This window comes from Brevirhabdus pacifica, from assembly GCF_002797755.1.
Lineage (GTDB): Bacteria > Pseudomonadota > Alphaproteobacteria > Rhodobacterales > Rhodobacteraceae > Brevirhabdus > Brevirhabdus pacifica.
Map to the genome: position 1 here is coordinate 1 of NZ_PGFI01000011.1, position 21,603 is coordinate 21,603.

The window sequence follows — 21,603 nt, forward strand, 5'->3', positions numbered from 1 at the left end:
GTCTTGTAGGTCGGGGATGTCGGTTTGCTCATGGAGCCCGGCTACCACGCTGGATTCACAAGATGAATCCCTCACGCGATTTGTGCAACAGAGCCCTTCAATGGCATCATAGTTGTCGTAGTGGTCATAGTCCGCCTTCCCTTTGATTTCCTTGTGCTTACTGAAGCGAAGGTTATCCATTTTTGTCATCAACGGAATTTCTTGATGTCGCCGGCCATGATCTAAGTTCGTGAACCAACCGACGTTTCTGAATTTTACAAGGTTTGTTTGAGGGTCAAATACGCCACTGGCAAATTGCCGCTCCCCTTCCTTGTCGGGAATGCGGAAATATGCGTTCCCATTTGCGAATCCAGCACCCAACCACAGTTCGGCGTTTCTTATGTGCCTGAAAATCTCTGTGTATGTAATTGCGTTCTTGGGACCGATGATAAGGAAGTTCTTTTTGTGCTCCATTAGCAGTGCAACGTAGTCGCGAAAAAGCGAGAAAGGTGGGTTCGTTACAACGATATCTGCCTCAGCAAGTAGTTTTACGCATTCGGCGCTCCGGAAGTCACCGCCACCCTCAAGGGGCCAATGAGAGTGAGGGTTCTTTTCAAGAAAAATTTTGACATCTTCGATCCCAACTGCGCCGTCTCCGTCGAGGTCGGTGACCTCCTCAATTTCAACGCAAATCGCCTTTGGTTTCTCCCGCTCTCCGCCGCCGGAGCTGTATTCGTCAAAGGTAATTTGGGCACCCGCGATAGACGACCCGTCGTAGCTTGTGCTTATTAGTTTTCGCAGTCCCAACCGATTGAAATTCGCAGCAAAAAACTTGAAGAAGTTGCTTTCGAAGGGGTCGTCGCAGTTGCAGTAGATGGTTTTCCCTCGAAAGGTGTCGGCATCAAATTCAAGGTATGCCTCAACCTCCTTCTGAATATCAGCATATTGAGTGTAGAACTCGTCTTGCTTTGCTGTTTTTGCCGCTGTTAAGCCAGTATTCATTGATTTTCTTTCTTGCCTCTGCTCGGCCAAAGCGTTTGCGCTTCAAGTTAATAGGTTGCCCACGTTACGCGCTCAATGCGTCTGATGTCCCAGGCGTCGCATTTTTGGAAACGAACAAAATTTTCATCGTGTCGAAATCCACCTTGCGTCATCGATCTAGGAACTGCGCAAAAGGACAAGAGAAGCGTAACAAAATAAAAACCTCGACTACCGGTCGAAGATCGAAAGTTCCTTCTGAGTGTGCTTCATCAAAATGCGGAGAAACCTCTGTGCGATAAGGATGCCGACAGGGCCAATGACCACCAGCGCCAGATAGAACGAACGGGCGATGTCCCACGACGCTTGACCAGACGTAGCGATTAGGCCAGTTCCGCCGACGAGTAAGCAGATCGCACACACGACGCCGATTTGGCGCGCGAACGTGAACACCTCTTTTTCACAAGGTTGAAGATCTTCGGTGTTTGATGTCGAGTGATGGGCGGTGTCAGTCATTCGATTTCCTCCTTATTCGAGTGTGTCAAAGTACTTTTTGGCGACGGTTTCCGGGGTTTCACCAGTTTGTGCAGCTTGCGCGGCAACGAACCCAATAACCTTTGCCAGCTTGCCGATTGGCAGTTCTGCCTGCCTTGCCTGGGCTTCAGACAGAACAGCCATTGAGCATTGCTCTGAAAGCTCGGGGTCGTCGGTCTTGTGGATGCCGCCTTTGCCAGTCAGCAGCCATTCCAACGTGATGTTGAACGCTTCGCTGATCTTGACTGCCGCAAGCGCAGGCAGTTCGCGCTTCTCTTGTTCGTAATATTTGTAGGTTCGGTCAGACACGTCGATTGAGGCGGCCATGACGGGCTGCGTAAGATCATTAATCTTACGAATTTGTCTTAGACGGAGGCCAATTCCAGACAGGTCTGTTGACAAGGTGCACCTTAGATTACTAAAAGTGCACATATATGCACTGTACCTGAGTTCTGCGCGATTGTGTTCACTCTTGCAGAGTTTAGGGCCGATTTCCAACCGAAAGGTGAACGATGACGAAACCTCTCGAAACACCCAAGGAACTGGCTGAGCGCGTGGGCCTGCCCGTTACCAATATTCGCTATCTGATCCGGGAAGACATGCTGGATCATATCTACACTGCACCAGGCCGCCGGAATCCTAAGATTCCTAACGGGGCTTGGGAAAAGTACGTGGCCCAGTTCACCGTCAAAGCTGAACCTAAGGCCGCAACCTCGCGCAGGGAGGGCTGATCTATGTCTAGCCTAGAAGCTGCCGATGGTTCACAAATCCTTGGACTTGGCAAGACGCCAGCCCAATGGGTCGAAGTCATGTCCGGCATGGGGATCGATATTTCAGAGAGAACATTGCGTGAGCGGGCGAATGACACAGGGGCATTCTATCGCCTGGGGCGGACCATGCTGATCACGCCTGCGCAGATTGACAAGATTTTTGAAGGAGGCGAGGCATGCCGCTCCAAATCTACAAGAGGGGCCGGTACTACTACGTCTACGGCAAGATCGAGTACAATGGCCGACCGATCACACGCACATACCGCGACAGCACTAGATCGACTACAGAAGCAGGCGCACGGGACTGGGTAGCCCGTGAAACTGAACTGCAGATACGTCGCCATGTTGTTGGCGATGAGCCGAGCAAGACGTTCTCCGATGCAATCATGCTTTACAACGCCTCACCCAAGACCGCGAAGCAGTTGATCCCGATAGTCGAAGAGATTGGTGATATGCCTTTGGGAGCTATCTCAGGTGCGCTGCTAAAAGGCCTTGGCCCCAAACTAAAACCAAAGGCATCTACAGACACTTGGTGGCGCGAGATCGTGACGCCCGCGAGCGCGGTCATCAATAACGCGCACGAGCTGGAAGGCACGCCACTAATCCGGGTGAAGCCATATGACAAGTTTGAGCGGATCGCTCAGGACAAGCGGCGAGGCAAAACCAGCCGGGTTGAACGGAAGCCTGCCGACAAAGAGTGGATCGAGGCTTTCTGCCGGGCCGCTGATCCGTACAACGCCGCTTTGGTTCGGTTCATGTTCGAGACAGCGGCGCGGATCGATCAGGCTGTCTCAATCGAGCCTGACGATCTGCGGCCTGCCGAGAACAAGGTCAGGGTGAAAGCTCAGAAAGGCCATCCCGAAGGCTGGATCACGGTTTCGCCTCAGATGATGGATGAATTGCTGGCCTTGCCGCCGAAGCGCCCCAAGAATCGAAAGACCGGCAAGTTTATGAAACCGCGTGTGTTCGGCTATGGCAGTTCTACCGGCTACAACACGCGCTGGAAGACGATCTGCAAAAGCGCCGGTATCCCATACCTCTCGGCGCACCCAGCAGGAAGGCACGGGTTCTTCACTGAATTAGTGGTCAGACAAGGCGTCGATCCTGTTACAGCGGCCAAGGCTGGGCGCTGGTCGGACCCCAATTTGCCCATGCGCATCTATGCCCACGCGGAGACGGATGAGGCCGATGTTAGGGCCCGATTTCGTACAAACCACGTACAGGCGGGCACTGTAAAAACAACCAAGAGCAAGAAATCACAGAAGGAATAGCGCTATGAACGGTTCCCTCCTAAGGGGCAGGTTGCAGGTTCGAATCCTGCCGGGGTCACCACAAACCCCGCGACGGGGCGCACCGGCCCCCTTCATTGTCGCGAAAATATCCCCGCCGGAGGCGTCACAGCATCCGGATCACGGCCCGATCGATGGACAGCATGTAGCCGCGGCGCGCGATATTCTTGACCAGAAGCTCGCTGACGATTTGGTTGCCCAGGCTGTCGCGCAGCCGCTTGATCCGGGTGGCGCCGGCGGCCTCGTCGCAATCGGCCGCGTCGCGCCCCGAGATCATCGCCTCGATCTGCGCCCCCGACAGCACGTCGTCGTCCATCCGCGCCTCGGCCAGCACCGCCAGCGTCTCCATCGCCGCCCCCGTAAGGGTGAATTCCATGTTGTTGAGATAGACAGTCCGCTCCTCGCGCGAGATCAGCAGGGAATTGACCTGGATCCCCGCCCGCTCGACCTCGGACATGCGCCGCGCCAGCCCCGCCAGCGCCACCAGCAGCGCCAGCGCCGCGATCAGCATCGCGGTGGCAAAGACCAGCAGCACGAAGATCACGAACCTGTACGAGGCAAGCGTGTCCGAGAAGGCCGTGCCCGACTGGGCCAGGATCTCCAGCAGCTTGATCTCGGCCTCGCCGGTCAGCGCGTCGTTTTCGACGAACAGCTGCTCGACCCGCGCGTTGAAGGCGTTGGCGTCGGGAAGGTTCAGCAGCAGCACCAGCAGCGCCACCAGCAGGATCAGCACGATGGCCCCGATGCCGCCGGCGATCAGCCGGTTCAGCGGCCGGCCCCGTTCAGTAGCGAAGGTAATAGGTCCCGGCACTGTCTCTTCTTTCCTCCAGACCCTCGGTGCCGAATATGGACAGGATGGTCAGCAAACGCCAGCCATCCCGCGCCAGCCGCGCCGCCACGCGGGCCCGTGCCGCCGGTCGGCCTCCGGGCCCGCAAAGGGGCGGCTCCAGCCGCATCACCCCGTAGTGAAGGCGCAGGGGGCGGTCCTTCTTGGCCTTGTAATCGGCAAAGCAGCCCGGGCCGTCTGGACGGCCCGTCTCGGAACCGGGCACAGGGCCGGGGGCACCGCGCAGCGCAGCACCCGGCGGAGGTGGCGGCAGGGCGGGACGTCCCTGGGCCAGGCGGCGGGGGGGGCCTGCCTTGGCCTTGGGCCCGACCCAATGACCCGCACCGAGGAGGGCGCCGAATCCCGGCCCATTGCCGGCGAGGGCAGGACCAGGCTCGACCGCGAGGGTCAGGCCCAGGGTCAGGCCCAGGACCAGCGGCAGGCGGCAAAGGGGAAAAAAGATTTGTCTCATGCCCCCACTATCATGACGCCGCCCCGCGATATTCAATAGCAATCGCCCGTTACGGTCGCTGTTATCCGATAACCCCGCCCCGATATTGAGCGACTTCCTCCATCGGGGGCAGGCTGATCGCATAGCCCGGATCGACCCGTTCGATCCCCGTCACGTGGGCCACGCCCCGGACGACAGCAACAACAACGACGCGCGATGGAGGTAGTCCAAGATGATACGCAAACTGTTCATTATACCCGCCCTGATCCTCGGCCTGATGATCGGCGGGCTGACCCCGGCCCCGGCCCGCGCCAACCACGAGATCAGCCGCGCCATCCTGGGCGCCGCCGCGGTCGGCCTTCTGATCAAGAGTTACGAGGACAAGCGCAGCCGCGAAAAGGCCCGCGCCCGCGCCGCCGCCCAGGCCGCAAGCCGCGCCAACCACAGCCACACCCGGATCCCCGCCGGCGCCGCCCGCGCCGGGCGCGACGATCCCCGCCAGTGCCTGCGCCAGCGTTGGACCCCCGACGGCTGGGTCAGCTACAAGGACCAGAAATGCCTGCGCGAACTGGATCGTCGCCGGCAGCAGACCCATGACCGGGCCGTCCGCCACGTCCCCCGCAGCCGCGAGAAGCCGCGCGAGTGCCTGCGCAAGCGCTGGACCAACAGCGGCTGGGAAGAATTCTGGTCGACCTCCTGCCTTCGCGATCACGGATATCGCGGCTGAAAGGAGGGCCGGACACCGAACATCGAGCAGCGTAACGAGTAACCGATCCCAACATTTGTCCCGACTGGGGCGGGAGGGCACAAAGCCCCCCGCCCCCTTTTTTTCCCGGTTCATTCTGATGCCCTCGATAGGGCACTTCCATCCCCCCGCGTCAGGCCCCGAATTCCCGGCGGATCGCCTCGGTCTGCTGGCCGACCTTGGGCACCGGGCCGCCCGTCCGGGGGATATCGGCCAGGTCGACGGCAGGCGGGGCCGGCAGTGAAATCTCACTTCCTCCCGAATTGCGCACGATTACCGTCCTGAAGGCGGCGTGATCCGACAGGTCGGCGGCCCCGTTCAGCCGCCCATAGGCGATGCGGGCCGCGTCGAGCAGCCCGCAGAAGCGGTCCGATTCCATGCGTGAGGTGATGGCCGCGATCTCCTGGTCGAGTGCCTCACGGTTTTCGACCCGCGCGATGTTGGAGGCATAGGCCTCGCGCCCGGCCAGCCCGGCATCGCCCAGCACGTCGCTACAAAGGCGCTGCCACTCTCGCTCATTCTGCACCGCGATCAGGATCTCGCGCCCGTCGGCTGTCGGGAAGGCGCCGTAGGGCGCGATCGAGGGGTGTTTCAGCCCGGCGGGCCGAGGGGCACCCTTGCCGTATTCCGCATGCACGAAGGGCACGGTCATCCATTCCGCCGCCACCCCGAAAAGCGACACCTCCAGATGCGCGCCCCGGCCGGTGATGCCCCGGGCCAGAAGCGCCTCCAGCACGGCGGCATGGGCCGTCATCCCCGCCCCGATGTCACAAACCGAAACGCCGATCCGCCCGGGCGCGCCCGGGCTGCCCGAGACCGCGATCAGCCCGCTTTCCGCCTGCACCAGCAGGTCGTATCCCCGCTTCTGCGCCGTTTCCGGCCCCGAGCCGTAGCCCGAGATATCACAGCGCACCAACCGGGGATTAAGCTCCGCCAGTTCCTCGTACGAGAATCCGGCCCGGTCTAGCGCACCGGGGGCGAAGTTCTGGATGAACACGTCGGCCCGGGCCAGCATGGCGCGCAGCAGGGCCGCGCCCTCGGGCGTCTTGAAATCCAGAACGACGGATTCCTTGCCCTGGTTCAGCCAGGCGAAATACGAGCTGTCGCCGCCGGCCGCATCGTCGTAGCCACGGGCAAGATCGCCCTCGGCCCGCTCGACCTTGATGACCCGGGCGCCGGCCTGGGCCAGGCGCAGGCTGCACAGCGGCGCGGCGACTGCCTGTTCGACCGCCACCACCACAAGCCCTTCGAGTGGTTTCATCAAAAGCTCCTCGGCATGCCCAGCACATGCTCGGACACGTAGGAGAGGATCAGGTTGGTCGAGATCGGGGCGATCTGGTAAAGCCGCGTCTCGCGCAGCTTACGCTCGATATGGTACTCGCGGCTGATGCCGAACCCGCCGTGGGTCTGAAGGCAGGTGTCGCCCGCCTCCCACGAGGCTTCGGCGGCCAGCATCTTTGCCATGTTCGCCTCGGCGCCGCAGGGTTTGCCAGCGGCGAACAGCGCCGCGGCCCGGTCCACCATCAGCGAAGCAGCCTCGACCTTGGCGTAGGCCTTGGCGATGGGGAAGGAGACGCCCTGGTTCTGGCCGATGGGCCGGCCGAAGACGACCCGGTCATTGGCATAGGCGACGGCCTTGTCCACGAAATAGCGCCCGTCGCCCACGCATTCGGCGGCAATCAGGATACGCTCGGCGTTCATGCCATCCATGACGACGCGAAAGCCTTCGTGCTCGGTCCCCAGCAGGTTTTCGGCGGGGATCTCGAAATCATCGAAGAACAGCTCGCAGGAATGGTGGTTTATCATGGCGTCGATGGGCTTGACCGTCAGGCCCCGCTCCTCGGCCCCGCGCAGGTCGACGATGAAGGCCGACAGCCCGTCGGTCTTGCGGCTACGCTGCTCGATCGGCTTGGTGCGGGCCAGAAGGACCATCAGGTCGGAATGCTGCACCCGGCTGATCCAGACCTTCTGTCCGTTGACGACATAGGTGTCGCCCTCCCGCCGCGCCGTGGTCTTGAGCGAGGTGGTGTCGGTGCCCGTGGTGGGTTCGGTCACGCCGAAGGATTGCAGCCGCAGCTCGCCCGAGGCGACCTTGGGCAGGTATTTCTGCTTCTGCTCGGCGGTGCCGTGGCGCAGGACAGAGCCCATGACATACATCTGCGCATGGGCCGCGCCCGGGTGCCCGCCGGCGCGCGACACTTCCTCAAGGATGGCGCAGGCCTCGGGCAGGCCCAGGCCCGCCCCGCCGTATTCTTCGGGGATGAGGCAGCCAAGGAAGCCGGACTCGGTCAGTTCCGCCACGAATTCCGTGGGATAGCCGTGGGTGGCGTCCAGGTCCTTCCAGTAATCCTCGCTGTAGCGGGCACAGATCGCCCGGACGGCCGAGCGGATCTCGGAAACATGTTCTTCTTCGTGGCGTGGGGTCTCGATCAACGGGTGTCCTCCTGGGGTTCGCGCGCAGGCTATGCGCCCACCGTCGCTGAAAAAAGTGATATAAATTCGCCTGAGCGTTCGATATTGTCGAACAATGCTGCCCTCGACCAAAGCCCTCCATGCCTTTGCCTGCGTCGTTCGTTTTGGCGGGGTCCGCGCCGCCGCGGCCGAGCTGAACCTGACCCAATCGGCCATAAGCCACCAGATCACCGCGCTGGAGAAGATGCTGGGCACACCGCTCTTCGACCGGCGAGGGCGGGGGTTGGAACTGACCGAGGCGGGGCAGGATTACTTCCAGCATATTGGACCCGCTCTCGATTGGATCCAGCGGGCGACGCGGCAGGCCGCGCGCAGCGCCCCGATGCGCCAGATGACCATCGCGGCGCCGCCCACGTTCCTGGCGACCTGGCTGATCCGCAACGCCGCAAGGATCGAGGAGCTGCTGGACGGTGCCGCCCTGCGGTTCGTGGAGGCGCTGGTCCTGCCCAGCCAGCCGGTCGCCGCAGACCTCGCGATCGAATATCGCTTCCAGCCAGAGCCAACCACCGACAGCCGGTTCCTGATGGCCGACGAGGTGTCGGCCTTTGCCGCGCCCGACTATGCCCGCAACCTGGGATTGAAAAGCGTCAACGACATCCATCGCGCCCGGCTGATCGAGACCGAGCGGCGCCTGTCTTCATGGAACGACATCGTCGATGCAGGCCACGTCGGGCGGCCCTTCCTGACCGTGGGCTATTCCCACCAAGCCTACGAGGCCGCGAGCCTGGGGCTGGGCATCGCGCTGGGTAACCGGGTCAACGCGGCCCCTTTCCTGCGCGCCGGCACCCTGATCGAGCCGTTCACCATCCCCCGCACCCATCTGCCGCCGCTACCCAACTATTTCATCACCATTCCCGCGCCTGCCCGGAACGGGGACCTTCCCGCGCGCCTGCGCGACTGGCTGATCGACGAGATCGGGCGCGCCGCCCGGGACGTTGCTGGGCAGGGGAAGGCGTAGATGGGCACACGGGCACGGGAAGAACAGCGGAACGGCGCGGTTGCAAGCCGGACCGGAAACGGGGAAAACGCAGGTATGTCCGGACCCGATCTCAGCTTCGAACTTCGTGCGCGCGCCGCCGGTGCCCGCTGCATCATCGGTGTGGACGAGGTGGGGCGCGGCCCGATCGCGGGGCCCGTGACCGCCGCCGCGGTCTGCTTGGACCTCGATTGCATCCCCGAAGGGCTGAACGATTCCAAGAAGTTGCCACAATCCCGCCGCGAGGCGCTGGAGGTCATCCTGACCGAATGCGCCATCGTTTCGGTGGCCCATGCGACCGTGCGCGAGATCGAGGAGGTCAATATCCTGCGAGCCTCTCACCTGGCGATGATGCGGGCGGTGGCAGGGCTTCGTTTTGCCACCGGGGAACGGCCAGACCACCTGCTGATCGACGGGCGCGACCTTCCGCGCGACTGCCCCTGCCGGGCAGAGGCGATCATCGGCGGCGACGGCATTTCCCTGTCCATCGCCGCCGCGTCGATCATGGCCAAGGTCGCCCGCGACCGGCTGATGGTGGATTTGGCGCAACAGCACCCCGGCTACGGCTGGGAGACGAATGCGGGCTATCCCACAAAAAGCCACATTTCTGCCCTGAACGATCTGGGCGTCACACCGCATCATCGGCGCAGCTTCCGTCCAGTCCACAATATCTTGTATCAAGAAGAAAACTTAAGTTGTTGACTTAAAAAGAATTTGACCGGGAATCACCGATGACTCATCCTTGGGGCAACAAAACAAGCGCAAAGCGCAGCATCCGAGGCAGCAATGAACAAAGTCATTCGAGAGGCGGCAACGATCTTGCCGCTCAACCAGATATTGGACGGGGACTGCATCGACCTGATGAATGGTCTTCCCGCCGAATCCGTTGATCTGATCTTTGCAGATCCGCCCTACAACCTGCAACTCAAGGGCGATTTGCACAGGCCAGACAACAGCCGGGTCGACGCGGTGGACGACCACTGGGACCAGTTCGCAAGCTTCCAGGTCTATGACGATTTCTCGCGCGAATGGCTCAAGGCCGCGCGCCGCCTGCTCAAGCCCAACGGCGCGATCTGGGTCATAGGCTCCTACCACAACGTGTTCCGCCTGGGCGCCGCGCTTCAGGACGCTGGCTTCTGGATCCTGAACGACGTGGTGTGGCGCAAGTCGAACCCGATGCCGAACTTTCGCGGCAAGCGCCTGACCAACGCCCACGAGACGCTGATCTGGGCCGCCAAGTCCGAGGACAGCAAGTACACCTTCAACTACGAGGCGCTGAAGGCGCTGAACGAAGGCATCCAGATGCGCTCGGACTGGGTGCTGCCGATATGCACCGGCCACGAGCGGCTGAAGGACGACAACGGCGACAAGGCCCACCCGACGCAGAAGCCCGAAAGCCTGCTGCACCGTATCCTGATCGGCACCACCAATGCCGGCGATGTGGTCCTTGACCCGTTCTTCGGCACCGGCACCACCGGCGCCGTCGCCAAGAAGCTGGGCCGCGAATACATCGGGATCGAGCGCGAGGCCGCCTATCGCGAGGTCGCCGAAAAGCGCCTGAAATCCGTACGCAAGTTCGACCGCAGCTCGCTCGAGGTCACGACCTCGAAGCGTGCCGAGCCGCGCGTGCCCTTCGGCCAGTTGGTCGAGCGTGGCATGCTGAGCCCCGGCGAGGAGCTTTTGTCGATGAACGGCCGCTACCGCGCCAAGGTGCGCGCCGACGGCACGCTGATCGGCAACGACGTCAAGGGATCCATCCACCAGGTCGGTGCCGCGCTGGAAGGCGCGCCCAGCTGCAACGGCTGGACTTACTGGTGCTACAAGCGCGATGGCAAGCGCGTGCCGATCGACCTTCTGCGCCAGCAGATCCGCGCCGAGATGGTGGAACGCCCCAACTGATCCACCCCGAGTTCACCCAGACAACCACCCCGATTTCCCGGTGAGGGAAGCCCCGCGCGAGGCGCGGGGGTCGGGTATGTCACGACATTCAGTCGCCTGCGGGGCCGAACCCATATTCGGAACCGCCACTTGGCCCCTGTCCCGATGGACGGGGGCTTTTTTTGTCAGCCATAGGGGCTTTGATTGGTGGGTTTCAGGCTGATGCCAAGCTCGGACGCCTTGGCATAGACCGCATCTTCGGTGCGTCCCAGCTTCAGGCCGATGACCCGGGTCGGGGTGTTCTCGGCCGCCAGTTTCTTCAGCTGCGCGACGTCATCGTCGCTCCAGTCCTCGCCACTGTTTCTTTCGGATTTGGTCATCACGCGCTCCTGTTGCATGCCTGATGACTCTACGCCCGGGGGCGGCGGCGGTTCCCGATGCCGGTCAGACCGCGCCGCGCGGTTTGGGGGTCGCGCAGATACCACCTTCGTAACTTATCGGAGCAGGTTGCGGTTAAAGCGTCACTCGGTCCGTATCCTGCGGCAGGGTCAACAGTTAGCCGGACGCTTGCATTCCGGTGCACCTTACGATTAAGCTCAGGTTGTTAGGTTGAGCATCGTAAAGGTGCACCGGCGCTCGCCGGAGCCAGCCCCTGCATCCACCATATGAGGTGGTGGATGCAGGGCGCATCTACAAAATCCGCTACGTAGACCTTTGAGTCCACCAACGTATTTGGGTTATCCACAGAATTGTGGATAAATCACTGATTTCCTTAAAGATTAAATTCCTGGGTCCTGCCTTGGAATAACAAAATTTGGTCTGATCGAAGCGAAAGGGCGTCTGTCTTATTTGGCATTGTCGCCCTTGAGCGAATCAAGCTGCGCCGCGCGGCTTGGGGTTGCCGCCCTTGTAATAGGGCTTCCAGTCACGGATCGCGGGATAGAAATCGGCCCGCCACTTGCGCACGCGGGGGTTCATCACCCGCCGCCACAAGGGCGGGACCATCGCCGCCATGGTCATCACCGGGTAGCCGTAGGGAAGCTGCGGCGCCTCGACCTCGTCATAGGTCTGAAGCAGGGGAAAGCGGCGGTCGGGCTTGTAATGGTGGTCCGAATGGCGTTGCAGGTTGATCAGAAGCCAGTTCGACGCCCGGTGCGAGGCGTTCCACGAATGGCGCGGCTTCACGTGCTCGTACCGGCCCTCGCCCAGATATTCCCGGGTCAGGCCGTAATGCTCGATGTAATTCACCAGCTCCAGCTGCCAGATCGCGACGAAAGCCTGGTAGAGGAACAGCGCAAGGCCCGTCCAACCGCCGATGGCGAAGGCCAGCGCCAGGAACCCGGCCTGAAGCGCCCAGTAGCGCCAGAACGGGTTGCTGCGGTGATACCAGGGCAGCCCACGCCGCCTCAGCATCTCCTTCTCGCTGGCGAAGGCCGATTGCGGGCATTGCCACAGGACCCGCGGCAGGAAGCGGTGGAACCCCTCGTTGTAGCGCGCGGTCACCGCATCGGCGGGGGTGCCGACATGGCGGTGATGGACCAGCAGGTGCTCGGATCGGAAATGCGAATAAAGGACCGATGCCAGCAGCAGATCGGCGAGCCACCGCTCGACCTTCGATTTCTGGTGCATCAGCTCGTGGGCATAGTTGATGCCCACCGTCCCCGAGGCGACGCCCACCCCGAAGAAAAGCGCGATCTTCTCGATCCAGCCCAGGTGATCCGCCACCCCGACCCACCAGATCATCCCGAAGATCAGCGCGAACTGTAGCGGCGGCCACAGCAGCGTCACTAGCCGATACCAGCGCAGCGCATCCTCGCCTGTGGCGGGGTCGAGGTTGCTTTCGTCCCGCCCGGTCAGCGCGTCGAGCAGGGTGAAAAGGCCCCAGCCGTAAAGAGGGATCAGCGCGATCCACCATCCGCCCTGCCAGGCCGCAAGGATCGCCACGGGGAAAAGTCCCAGCGCCAGCCAGAAGGGCAGCGCCCGGCGCAGGCCGCCGCTGGCCGCGGCCAGGGTGACATCGCCGATCGGGGCGCCGGAGCGTGCGGGGGAAGGGTCGGAAACGGTCATCTGGTGACTCCGCTCTGCCGGGGCCGAAAAGGTCGGACGCGCCGCGATGGATCACCGCCCATCAAGGGCGCACCGGCCGGCCCCGTGCACATCATACCCCGATGGCGGCGGGACTCAATCGGTCCAGGCGTCGCGGCTGGCGGCGTGGACCTTGCGGAAAAGGGTCGGCAGGGCGGCGGGGTCGAACTCGGCAGCCGGGACCAGCCTGCCGCGTGGCGGGTTGAACCCGGCCGGCAGCCGGGCGGCCCTGACCACCAGGCGCAGGTGGAAGTGGGTGAAGGTGTGCCGAACCTCTCCGACCTGCTGCCATGCGGTCCCCGGGGCCGGGCATCCGTCATCGCCGGTGTCGCCCTCTGCCTCGGGGCCCACCTCCAGCCACTCGCCCCCGGGCCAGCCCAGCATCCCGCCCAACAGGCCGCGCGCGGGGCGATCCTCCAGCAGCCAGGCGCCCTCGGGGGTGCGGCCGACGTAGGCGGTGCCCAGGCGGACGGGCTTGGGCTTCTTGGCCATCTTGCGCGGCAGTTCGGTGGCAATTCCCTTGGCCCGGGCCGCGCAATCGTCCGACCAGGGGCAGATCCCGCAGGCCGGGTTGCGCGGCGTGCAGATCGTGGCGCCAAGGTCCATCACCGCCTGGGCATAATCGCCGGGCCGCTGGTCGGGCGTCAGGCGCGCCGCATGCTCGGTCAGCAGCTTCTTGGCGCCGGGAAGCGGCTCTTCAACGGCGAAACGGCGGGCCATGACCCGTTCCACATTGCCGTCCACTACGGTTTCGGGCCGGTCGAAGGCGATGGCGGCAATGGCGGCGGCGGTGTAGGGACCGATGCCCGGCAGGGCCAGCAACGCCTCGCGCCCATCGGGAAAGCGCCCGCCGTGATCGCGTGTCACGACCCGGGCACAGGCCAGCAGGTTGCGGGCGCGGGCGTAATACCCAAGCCCCGCCCATTCGGCCATGACACGGGCGTCCTCCTCGGCGGCCAGGTCCTCGACCCTTGGCCAGAGGGTGGTGAAGCGCCGGAAATAGCGATCCACCGCGGCAACCGTCGTCTGCTGCAACATCACCTCGGACAGCCAGACGCGGTAGGGATCGGTGCGCACGCCTTCGGCCCGCGCCGCGGGCAAGACGCGCCAGGGAAGATCGCGGGCGTGCCGGTCATACCACGCCAGAAGCCGCGCGGCCGGATCGGGTGACGGGTTACTGCCGTCGGACCCGGTCGCGCCCGGGGTGGTTGTCAGATCACGCAAATTTATGCCTCCGTCCGGGAAAGGGTCTGGCGTCGCCGGGACATAGCCATAGAATAAGCCCCGGCCGAGGAATTGGAACCGCATGATGAGCAAAAGCCGTGGCAAGACGCCCGACGCCCCCGGGAACGGAGGGCCGCGCGATAACCGGGCCAGCCGGACCTTCGGGCGTGGCTTCCGCCAGGCGGCGGGTTTCGTTCAGCCCCAGATCCGCACCGCCGGCGAGTCGCGCGGCTTCGCGGTGACGCGGTTGCTGACCCACTGGGTCGAGATCGTCGGCGAGGAGATGGCCGCCATGGCCCGCCCGGTCGAGGTGGGCTACAGCCGCAGCGGCGGATTGGGCGCGACCCTGACCGTGCTGACCACCGGCGCCATGGCCCCGATGCTGGAAATGCAGAAGGAGACGCTGCGCGAGAAGGTGAATGCCTGCTACGGCTATTCGGCGATCTCGCGCATCCGGATCACCCAGACGGCGCCCATCGGCTTTGCCGAGGGGCAGGTGTCGTTCGACCACGCGCCCAAGGCTGGCCAAGACACGACTCCGGACCCCGAGATCGCCCAGGAGGCGCATCGCACGGTCCGGCCGATCACCGACCAGGGGTTGCGCCAGGCGCTTGAAGCGCTGGGCCGCAACGTCCTGTCAAAACGCAAGACAACCTAGGAAGGCATTCATATGTCCCGTCGCTATCTTTCGGGCGCGCTTGTCGCGCTGCTGCTGGCCGCAACCCCCTTCGGCGCCGCCCAGGCGCAGGAGACCAGCACCGCCGCCACGTCCGAAACCAAGCCCGCCGCCGAGGCGAGCACCCCCGCCACCCCCGAGGTCCTCGAGATGGCCCTGGGCCAGGAGGACGCGCCGCTGGAGGTGATCGAATACGCCTCGTTCACCTGCCCTCATTGCCAAAGCTTCCACGAGAACGTCTTCGACGAGATCAAGAAGAACTATGTCGACACCGGCAAGGTCCGCTTTGTCTACCGCGAGGTCTATTTCGACCGCTACGGCCTCTGGGCCGGGATGGTCGCCCGTTGCGCCGGCCCCGAGCGGTACTTCGGCCTGACCGACATCCTCTATGACAAGCAGAAGGAATGGCTGGAAGGCAACGACCCCGCCGTGATCGCCGACAACCTGCGCCGCATCGGCCGCAGCGCGGGCCTCACCGACGAAAAGCTCGAGGCCTGCCTTTCGGACGGCGCCAAGGCCCAGGCCATGGTCGCCACCTACCAGGAGAACGCCAAGAAGGACGACATCAACTCGACCCCGTCCTTCGTCATCGACGGCAAGAAATACTCCAACATGAACTACGCCGACTTCTCCAAGCTTCTCGACGAGAAGCTGGCCGACTGATGGCGGCACCGCTGGCGGGGCTGAAGGTCCTGGAAATGGCACGAATCCTGGCCGGCCCCTGGGCCGGTCAGACCCTGGCCGATCTGGGTGCAGACGTGCTCAAGGTCGAAAGCCCCGCCGGCGACGACACCCGCGCCTGGGGACCGCCCTTCGTGACCCGGGACGCGGACCGGTCTGCCAGCTATTTCCACAGCTGCAACCGGGGCAAGCGTTCGACCACGGTCGACTTCCGCACCCCGGAAGGCCAACAGACGATCCGCGAACTTGCCGCCGAGGCCGATATCCTGATCGAGAACTACAAGGTCGGCGGGCTGGCGAAATACGGGCTGGATTACAATAGCCTGCGCCAGGTCAATCCGCGGCTGATCTACTGTTCGATCACCGGCTTCGGTCAGACTGGGCCCTACGCCCACAGGGCGGGCTATGATTATATCATCCAGGGCATGTCGGGGCTGATGTCGGTGACGGGCGATCCCGCCGGCCAGCCCCAGAAGGTGGGTGTCGCCGTGACCGACATCTTCACCGGGCTCTACAGCGTCGCGGCGATCCTCGCCGCCGTGCAACAGCGCCACCAGACCGGCGAGGGGCAGCATATCGACATGGCCCTACTGGATGTGGCCACGTCGGTCACCGCCAACCAGGCGATGAACTACCTGACCACCGGCACCCCGCCCCAGCGGATCGGCAATGCGCACCAGAACCTGACCCCCTACCAGGTGTTCGATTGCAGCGACGGCTGGATCATCATCGCCACCGGCAACGATGCCCAGTATCGGCGCCTGTGCCGGGTTTTGGGATGCGAGAACATGATCGACGATCCGCGTTTCGCGACCAACTCGGACCGCATCGCCCACCGCGAAGAGATGACCCGCCGCCTGACCGAGGGGACGATGGCCTTCACCAAGGCCGCGCTGCTCGCGGCCTGCGAGGCCGAAGGGATCCCCGCCGGCCCCATCAACAATTTCCAGGAGGTGTTCGAGGATCCGCAGGTCCGCCACAGGGGCCTTGCCTCGGAGGTGGGCGGCGTGCCGACCGTGCTCTCGCCTTTTCGCTTTTCGGGGGCCGAACTGTCGCTGGAACGCCCCTCACCGAAGCTGGGCGAGCATCAGGGAGAGGGGTTCGGCCCGGCGGCGCCCGACGGCGCGCACCGGCTCAGAACAGGCGGCTGAGCGCCCGCGTGAGGGCTTCATCCTCCGCAATCTCAAGTCGGACCGGCAGGGTCAGCACCTTGCGCCGGAACCCGGCCGGCAGGCGCGCCGCGTCCTTTTCGGTCGTGACCAGCTGAAGGTGGCGCAGCGCCGCCTCCTTCTCCAGGCGGGTCAGAAGCGACGGGGTGAAGGGCTGATGATCGTCCAGCGCCTCGGCGCGCACCGTCTCGGCGCCCAGCTCGCGCAGGGTGGCAAAGAACTTCTCGGGGTGGCCGATACCGGCGAAGGCCAGCACCCGAAGTCCGGCCCAGTCCATCCCCGTCGCCAGCGGGCGCAGCGCGCCGCGCAGATGCGGGCACCCCACCATGCCACCCCAGCGCTGGGAGAACCGCGCCTGCGCCGTGTCGGAGCCGATCGACAGCAACAGGTCGGCCCGTGCCAGCCCCCGCGACACCGGCTCGCGCAGGGGGCCGGCGGGCAGGACGCGGCCATTGCCGAAACCCAGGTGCGCATCGACCACGACCAGTGACAGGTCCTTGGCCAGGGACGGATTCTGGAACCCGTCGTCCAGGATCAAGGCCTGGGCCCCGGCGTCCACGGCCTGGCGGGCGGTGGCGGTGCGGTCGCGCCCGATCCACACCGGGCCGAAGGCCGAAAGCAGCAGCGGCTCGTCGCCCACCTGCCCGGCCTCGTGGCGGCGCTCATCGACCCGGACGGGTCCTTCCAGGCTGCCGCCATAGCCGCGCGAAAGGACGTGCGCGGTCACGCCCATCCCGTCCAGGCGGCGCAGGATCTCGATCACCGTGGGGGTCTTGCCGGTGCCGCCGACGTTGAGGTTGCCGACGCAGATCACCGGCACCGGCGGGCGCATGAGGGGCGGGCGCGCCACCCGGCGGCGGGTGGCGGTGGCGTAGATCGCCGACAGGGGCGACAGCAGCCGGGGGGCCAGGGACAGGCCGGCGCCGGGCGCATCCCGGCCCTCGGGCGCGGGATACCAGAAGCCCGGCCGCCGCATCAGGCGACCTCGTCCAGAGTGTCCATGATGATGCCGAGCGCGCGGTCCGTGACCTCGGCCCCGTCGGAACAGACCTCCCAGGCGGCATGGGCCATGCGGGCAGCCCGGTCGGGTTCCAGCAGGGCGCGCACGGCCTCGGCCATCGAACGGCAATCGGTGACCTGCCAGGCGGCGCCCGCGTCGGTCAACCGGTCGTAGATATCGCGGAAATTCTGCACGTGCGGCCCGTGCAATATGGCCGAGCCGAGCGCCGCAGGCTCGAACGGATTATGTCCGCCGATCTCGACCAGGGATCCGCCGATCATGCTGATCGGGGCGAGGCGATACCACAGCCCCATCTCGCCCAGCGTGTCGGCGACAAGGACCTGTGTTTCCTCGCGGATCGTGTCGCCTTTTGAGCGTTGGGCCGTGACCAGGCCGCGTTCTCGGCACATGGCGACAATCTCGTCGCCCCGCTCGGGGTGGCGGGGGGCCACGATCAGCAGCAGCCGGTGCGAGCTGCCAAGCGCGACCTCGTGGGCCTGGGCTGCAATCTCTTCCTCTCCCGCGTGGGAGGAGGCCAGCAGCCAGACCGGCCGCGCCTTGAGTTGCGAGGCGATCTCGTCGCGCTCGGCCTCGTCACAGGGCAGGGCGGCGGTGCCTTCCTTGAGGGTGCCGGTGATCTGAAGCCGGTTCTTCGGCACGCCCAGCCGCCGCAGGTGCGCGGCGGTGCGGGCGTCCTGGGACAGCACCATGCTGAAGCGCGAGAACAGCGAGCCCGCCGCCCCCTTCATGAAGCGCCAGCGCCGGAAAGACCGGTCCGAGATCCGTGCGTTGACCAGAAGCATCGGGATGCCCCGGGAATGGGTCTCGACCATCAGGGCGGGCCAGATCTCGGATTCGGTCCAGACCGCCACGTCGGGCCGCCAGTGGTCAAGGAAACGGCGCACGAATTCAACCGAATCCATGGGGATATACTGGTGCACGGTGCGCGGCGGCAGCCGGCTTTCCAGGATCTCGGCCGAGGTGCGGGTCCCGGTGGTCAGCAGAAAGCTGAGGCCGGGATCCTCCTCGCCCAGGCGACGGACGAGTTCCTGGATCGACAGCACCTCGCCGACGCTGGCCGAGTGGAACCAGACCACCCGCCCCTCGGGACGGTCGACCGAGGCGAAGCCGCGGCGCTCTTCGATCCGGGCCGGATCCTCTTTGCCCTCGTCGAGACGGCGCTTGAGAATCCGGTTCCAGTGTCCGGTGCCGCGTTTCGACAGGAACAGGTAAAGGCCGACGCCCAGCGACTTGCGCATGCTCAGCCTGTCCGCCCGCCCAGTTCCTCGGTCGGCGAGGTCGGCTCCTCCTCGTCGCGCAGACGGTGGAGGTGGGCGATGAAATAGCGCATGTGGGCGTTGTCCACGGTGCGCTGCGCCTCGGATTTCCAGGCGTTGTAGGCGGTCTCGTAGCTGGGAAAGACGCCCACGACGTGAATATCGTCCGAGTTGCGGAATTCGGTCTTGCCGGGGTCGATCAACTCGCCGCCGAACACCAGGTGAAGTCGCTGGACCACGGGATCCTCCTTGAGCTGACTGGGTGGCGCGCACCCTATTGCAAAGCCCCGCCCGGTCAAGCCGTCGGGGATGTGGCGCCGGGTCCGCCGCATCGGGCGGCCCGGTTCGATCCTACTGCGGAACCCGCAGCCGTGACAGCAGATCGCGTTGCAGGTCCGCGCCGGCGGCCAGCACACCCGGGCGACGCGGCACCGGGTGGTTGAAGCTAAGCGGCGCGCCGTGGCGGTCGCTGACGGTGCCGCCCGCCTCCTCGACGATCAGTGTGCCGGCGGCGATGTCCCATTCCCAGCTGTCGCGCAGGGTAATCATCGCGTCGAACCGCCCCTCGGCGACCAGGCACATGCGATAGGCCAGCGAGGCGCGGAAATGGCGTTCGGCCGGCAGGGCGCCGCCGGTCCAGTGATGCCCGTCGAACACGGGTCGGGCGGCCAGGATGCGTGCGCCCTCGGCCCCGGCCTTGGCGGTGCCAAGCTTCAGCGGCCGGCCGTTCAGGGTGGCGCCGCCCCCCCGGGTCGCCGCATATAGCAGGTCGGGCTCGGGCAGGTAGACGACGCCCGCGACCACCTGGCCATCCTCGGCCAGGGCAAGGGAATGAGCGAAGGTGGGATTGCCCTCGACAAAGGCGCGGGTGCCATCGATCGGGTCCACGATGAAGGTGCGCCGCGTGCCCAGCCTACTGTCGGTATCTGGCGTCTCCTCGGACAGCCAGCCGTGGTCGGGCCGCGCCCCGAGCAGGCGTTCGTGAAGCATGCGGTCCACTGCCAGATCGGCTTCGGTCACCGGGCCGAGGCCCAGTTCCTTGTCCCAGACCTTGGGCTGGCGGCGCCAGAACCCCATCGCGATGCGCCCGGCCTCGCGGGCGGCCTCGCTCAGCAGCGACAGCTCACTTTCCGGCAAGGGTCATCCCTTCGACCAGAAGCGAGGGCACGACGCGGCCAAGGTACTGGCGCGCGTCGTTGGCGGGAATGATCCCGCGCAGCATGGTGCGCAGGTTGCCCGCGATGGTGCATTCGTTGACCGGGTAGGCAATCTCGCCGTTCTCGACCCAGAAGCCCGAGGCGCCGCGCGAATAGTCGCCCGTGTTGGGATTGATCGAGGAGCCGATCATCGAGGTCACAAGCAGGCCGGTGCCCATCTGCGCAACCAGATCGTCGCGGCTGTGCGAGCCCGGGGTCAGCGTCACGTTCCCGGCCGAAGGCGAGGGTGGCGAGGAAACGCCCCGGCTGGCATTGGCCGAGGAGGCAAGCCCCAGCTTGCGCGCGCTGGACAGATCCAGCGTCCAACCCCGAAGAACCCCGTCCTCGACAATGGCGCGGCGCGCGGTGGGCAGCCCCTCGCCGTCGAAGGGGCGGGAGCCGCCGACCCGGGGCCGGTGCGGATCCTCGACCAGCGACAGGGCGTCGGGCAGAACCGGCTGGTCCATCGCATCACGCAGCCAGGACGAGCCGCGCACGATGGCGGAGCCGTTGATCGCGGCCAGCAGGTGGCCGATCAGGCTGCCGGAGACCCGTTCGTCGAACAGGACCGGATATGTCCCGGTGCCGGGTTGGCGGGCGCCGGCGCGGGCGATCGTGCGCTCAGCAGCCAGGCGGCCGATCTCCTCGGGGCTGGGCAGGTCCGACTGGAAGATGCGCACCTCGCCGGCATAGTCACGTTCCATCCCCGTGCCCTCGCCGGTGATGGCGACGCAGGAAAGCGCCCGGTCGGTGCGCGAATAGCCACCCGAGAAGCCGTTGGTCGCGGCCAGGTGCAGGCGCCGCGCGCCATAGGCGGCCGAGGCGGTGTCGATCTTGCTGATGCCGGGCACCTCCAGGGCGGCGGCCTCGGCGCGGCGGGCATCCTCCTCCAGGGCGGCGGGGTCGGGTTCGGGCGCGGGATCCGACAGTTCCAGCGCGGCGGCGTCCCAACCGGTCGCCAGGGCGGCGGGGTCTGCCAGGCCCAGGGTGGGGTCGCGCGGCGCCTCGCGCGCCATGGCGACGGCACGCTCGGCCATCTCGGCCAAAGTGTCGTGGCGGGTGTCCGAGGCCGAGACACAGGCCTGCCGCCCGTCGATCAGCACGCGCAGGCCAATCTCGATCCCCTCAGCGCGTTCGGCGTGTTCCAGCGCGCCGCCGCGCACGTCGATCGAGACCGACCGCCCGTCGACGGCCAGGGCATCGGCCGCCTCGGCCCCCGCGCTTTTGGCAAGGTCCAGCAGTGCGGCGGTCAAATCGGGCAAGGAGGTCTGCGTCATGTGAAGTCCCGTCTGTTCCTGACCTGTCGGAGGTAGTGCCCCGAAGGCCGCGACGCAAGCTGCCTTGGCCCCGGCAGGCGCAGGAGCGGGGGGCCGGACGGTGTTTACGGCATCATTGCG

The 21,603-nt window shown here is 65.0% G+C and carries 24 protein-coding genes; 9 read left to right on the forward strand and 15 right to left on the reverse strand.

Going from position 1 to position 21,603, the window contains the following annotated elements; all coding sequences use genetic code 11:
- The 3 genes from CLV77_RS00195 to CLV77_RS00205 all read right to left on the reverse strand — a co-directional run.
- Positions 1-981: adenine-specific methyltransferase EcoRI family protein (locus CLV77_RS00195; RefSeq protein WP_100339197.1), on the reverse strand; the 981-nt coding region annotated here is incomplete at its 3' end.
- Between the two features lie 207 nt (positions 982-1,188).
- Entirely contained in the window at positions 1,189-1,473 is a 285-nt protein-coding gene (locus CLV77_RS00200) for a hypothetical protein (RefSeq protein WP_076979791.1), read from the reverse strand.
- 12 nt (positions 1,474-1,485) lie between these two features.
- Complete coding sequence (locus tag CLV77_RS00205) at positions 1,486-1,923, reverse strand: helix-turn-helix domain-containing protein (RefSeq protein ID WP_076979790.1); 438 nt, start codon at positions 1,921-1,923, stop codon at positions 1,486-1,488.
- Between the two features lie 80 nt (positions 1,924-2,003).
- Between CLV77_RS00205 and CLV77_RS16220 the strand changes: the two genes are divergently transcribed.
- Positions 2,004-2,222, forward strand: coding sequence for a hypothetical protein (locus tag CLV77_RS16220; protein WP_143815143.1), 219 nt, complete (start codon positions 2,004-2,006; stop codon positions 2,220-2,222).
- A 215-nt stretch (positions 2,223-2,437) separates the two neighbouring features.
- Positions 2,438-3,532 carry a tyrosine-type recombinase/integrase gene (locus CLV77_RS00210; protein ID WP_076979789.1) on the forward strand — a complete coding sequence of 365 codons (1,095 nt, stop codon included), beginning with the start codon at positions 2,438-2,440 and terminating at the stop codon, positions 3,530-3,532.
- A gap of 124 nt (positions 3,533-3,656) precedes the next feature.
- Here CLV77_RS00210 and CLV77_RS00215 read toward each other — a convergent pair whose 3' ends face one another.
- A complete protein-coding gene (locus tag CLV77_RS00215; protein WP_418222456.1) occupies positions 3,657-4,349 on the reverse strand; it encodes a winged helix-turn-helix domain-containing protein in 693 nt (230 codons plus the stop codon).
- Positions 4,333-4,848 (reverse strand): hypothetical protein, encoded by a 516-nt coding sequence (locus CLV77_RS00220; protein ID WP_076979788.1) that lies wholly within the window; start codon positions 4,846-4,848, stop codon positions 4,333-4,335. Before CLV77_RS00220 ends, CLV77_RS00215 begins: the two co-directional genes overlap by 17 nt.
- A 211-nt stretch (positions 4,849-5,059) precedes the next feature.
- Between CLV77_RS00220 and CLV77_RS00225 the strand changes: the two genes are divergently transcribed.
- The gene (locus CLV77_RS00225) at positions 5,060-5,554 is read left to right on the forward strand and encodes a hypothetical protein (protein WP_076979787.1); all 495 of its coding nucleotides are present in this window, start codon (positions 5,060-5,062) and stop codon (positions 5,552-5,554) included.
- Positions 5,555-5,705: 151 nt separating this feature from the next.
- Here CLV77_RS00225 and CLV77_RS00230 read toward each other — a convergent pair whose 3' ends face one another.
- Positions 5,706-6,833, reverse strand: coding sequence for a CaiB/BaiF CoA transferase family protein (locus CLV77_RS00230; protein WP_076979786.1), 1,128 nt, complete (start codon positions 6,831-6,833; stop codon positions 5,706-5,708).
- Positions 6,833-8,005: an acyl-CoA dehydrogenase family protein gene (locus CLV77_RS00235; RefSeq protein WP_076979785.1), complete on the reverse strand. Its 1,173-nt coding sequence runs from the start codon at positions 8,003-8,005 to the stop codon at positions 6,833-6,835. Before CLV77_RS00235 ends, CLV77_RS00230 begins: the two co-directional genes overlap by 1 nt.
- 94 nt (positions 8,006-8,099) lie before the next feature.
- On the opposite strand from CLV77_RS00235, the gene CLV77_RS16225 reads away from it, so the two are divergent.
- The 3 genes from CLV77_RS16225 to CLV77_RS00255 all read left to right on the forward strand — a co-directional run bounded on the left by CLV77_RS16225 (position 8,100) and on the right by CLV77_RS00255 (position 10,919).
- The gene (locus tag CLV77_RS16225) at positions 8,100-9,002 is read left to right on the forward strand and encodes a LysR family transcriptional regulator (RefSeq protein WP_076979784.1); all 903 of its coding nucleotides are present in this window, start codon (positions 8,100-8,102) and stop codon (positions 9,000-9,002) included.
- Positions 9,003-9,077: 75 nt separating this feature from the next.
- A complete protein-coding gene (locus CLV77_RS00250) occupies positions 9,078-9,722 on the forward strand; it encodes a ribonuclease HII (protein ID WP_076979783.1) in 645 nt (214 codons plus the stop codon).
- Positions 9,723-9,806: 84 nt separating this feature from the next.
- The gene (locus CLV77_RS00255) at positions 9,807-10,919 is read left to right on the forward strand and encodes a site-specific DNA-methyltransferase (RefSeq protein ID WP_076979782.1); all 1,113 of its coding nucleotides are present in this window, start codon (positions 9,807-9,809) and stop codon (positions 10,917-10,919) included.
- 164 nt (positions 10,920-11,083) lie between these two features.
- Here CLV77_RS00255 and CLV77_RS00260 read toward each other — a convergent pair whose 3' ends face one another.
- From CLV77_RS00260 to CLV77_RS00270, 3 genes are all read right to left on the reverse strand, one after another.
- Positions 11,084-11,278, reverse strand: a complete 195-nt coding sequence (locus tag CLV77_RS00260) for a hypothetical protein (protein ID WP_076979781.1) — start codon at positions 11,276-11,278, stop codon at positions 11,084-11,086.
- Positions 11,279-11,771: 493 nt separating this feature from the next.
- On the reverse strand, positions 11,772-12,965 hold the full coding sequence (locus CLV77_RS00265; protein ID WP_083707767.1) for an alkane 1-monooxygenase: 1,194 nt from the start codon (positions 12,963-12,965) through the stop codon (positions 11,772-11,774).
- A gap of 114 nt (positions 12,966-13,079) precedes the next feature.
- Positions 13,080-14,198 carry an A/G-specific adenine glycosylase gene (locus CLV77_RS00270; RefSeq protein WP_416171607.1) on the reverse strand — a complete coding sequence of 373 codons (1,119 nt, stop codon included), beginning with the start codon at positions 14,196-14,198 and terminating at the stop codon, positions 13,080-13,082.
- Between the two features lie 94 nt (positions 14,199-14,292).
- On the opposite strand from CLV77_RS00270, the gene CLV77_RS00275 reads away from it, so the two are divergent.
- The 3 genes from CLV77_RS00275 to CLV77_RS00285 are packed head-to-tail and all read left to right on the forward strand — an operon-like array spanning position 14,293 to position 16,715.
- Complete coding sequence (locus tag CLV77_RS00275; RefSeq protein WP_076981077.1) at positions 14,293-14,865, forward strand: DUF721 domain-containing protein; 573 nt, start codon at positions 14,293-14,295, stop codon at positions 14,863-14,865.
- Between the two features lie 12 nt (positions 14,866-14,877).
- The gene (locus CLV77_RS00280; protein ID WP_076979780.1) at positions 14,878-15,546 is read left to right on the forward strand and encodes a DsbA family protein; all 669 of its coding nucleotides are present in this window, start codon (positions 14,878-14,880) and stop codon (positions 15,544-15,546) included.
- The gene (locus tag CLV77_RS00285) at positions 15,546-16,715 is read left to right on the forward strand and encodes a CaiB/BaiF CoA transferase family protein (RefSeq protein ID WP_076979779.1); all 1,170 of its coding nucleotides are present in this window, start codon (positions 15,546-15,548) and stop codon (positions 16,713-16,715) included. The genes CLV77_RS00280 and CLV77_RS00285 overlap by 1 nt, the downstream gene beginning before the upstream one ends.
- Here CLV77_RS00285 and lpxK read toward each other — a convergent pair.
- The 5 genes from lpxK to CLV77_RS00310 form a co-directional block, all read right to left on the reverse strand.
- Positions 16,699-17,709 (reverse strand): tetraacyldisaccharide 4'-kinase, encoded by a 1,011-nt coding sequence (gene lpxK / locus CLV77_RS00290; protein ID WP_076979778.1) that lies wholly within the window; start codon positions 17,707-17,709, stop codon positions 16,699-16,701. The two genes, CLV77_RS00285 and lpxK, sit on opposite strands and share 17 nt — an antisense overlap.
- On the reverse strand, positions 17,709-18,992 hold the full coding sequence (locus tag CLV77_RS00295) for a 3-deoxy-D-manno-octulosonic acid transferase (protein WP_076979777.1): 1,284 nt from the start codon (positions 18,990-18,992) through the stop codon (positions 17,709-17,711). Before CLV77_RS00295 ends, lpxK begins: the two co-directional genes overlap by 1 nt.
- A gap of 2 nt (positions 18,993-18,994) precedes the next feature.
- The gene (locus tag CLV77_RS00300; protein WP_076979776.1) at positions 18,995-19,249 is read right to left on the reverse strand and encodes a DUF4170 domain-containing protein; all 255 of its coding nucleotides are present in this window, start codon (positions 19,247-19,249) and stop codon (positions 18,995-18,997) included.
- A gap of 112 nt (positions 19,250-19,361) precedes the next feature.
- Positions 19,362-20,147 (reverse strand): 3'(2'),5'-bisphosphate nucleotidase CysQ, encoded by a 786-nt coding sequence (locus CLV77_RS00305; RefSeq protein WP_076979775.1) that lies wholly within the window; start codon positions 20,145-20,147, stop codon positions 19,362-19,364.
- Positions 20,134-21,483 carry a TldD/PmbA family protein gene (locus CLV77_RS00310; RefSeq protein ID WP_076979774.1) on the reverse strand — a complete coding sequence of 450 codons (1,350 nt, stop codon included), beginning with the start codon at positions 21,481-21,483 and terminating at the stop codon, positions 20,134-20,136. Before CLV77_RS00310 ends, CLV77_RS00305 begins: the two co-directional genes overlap by 14 nt.
- Between the last annotated feature and the right edge of the window lie 120 nt (positions 21,484-21,603).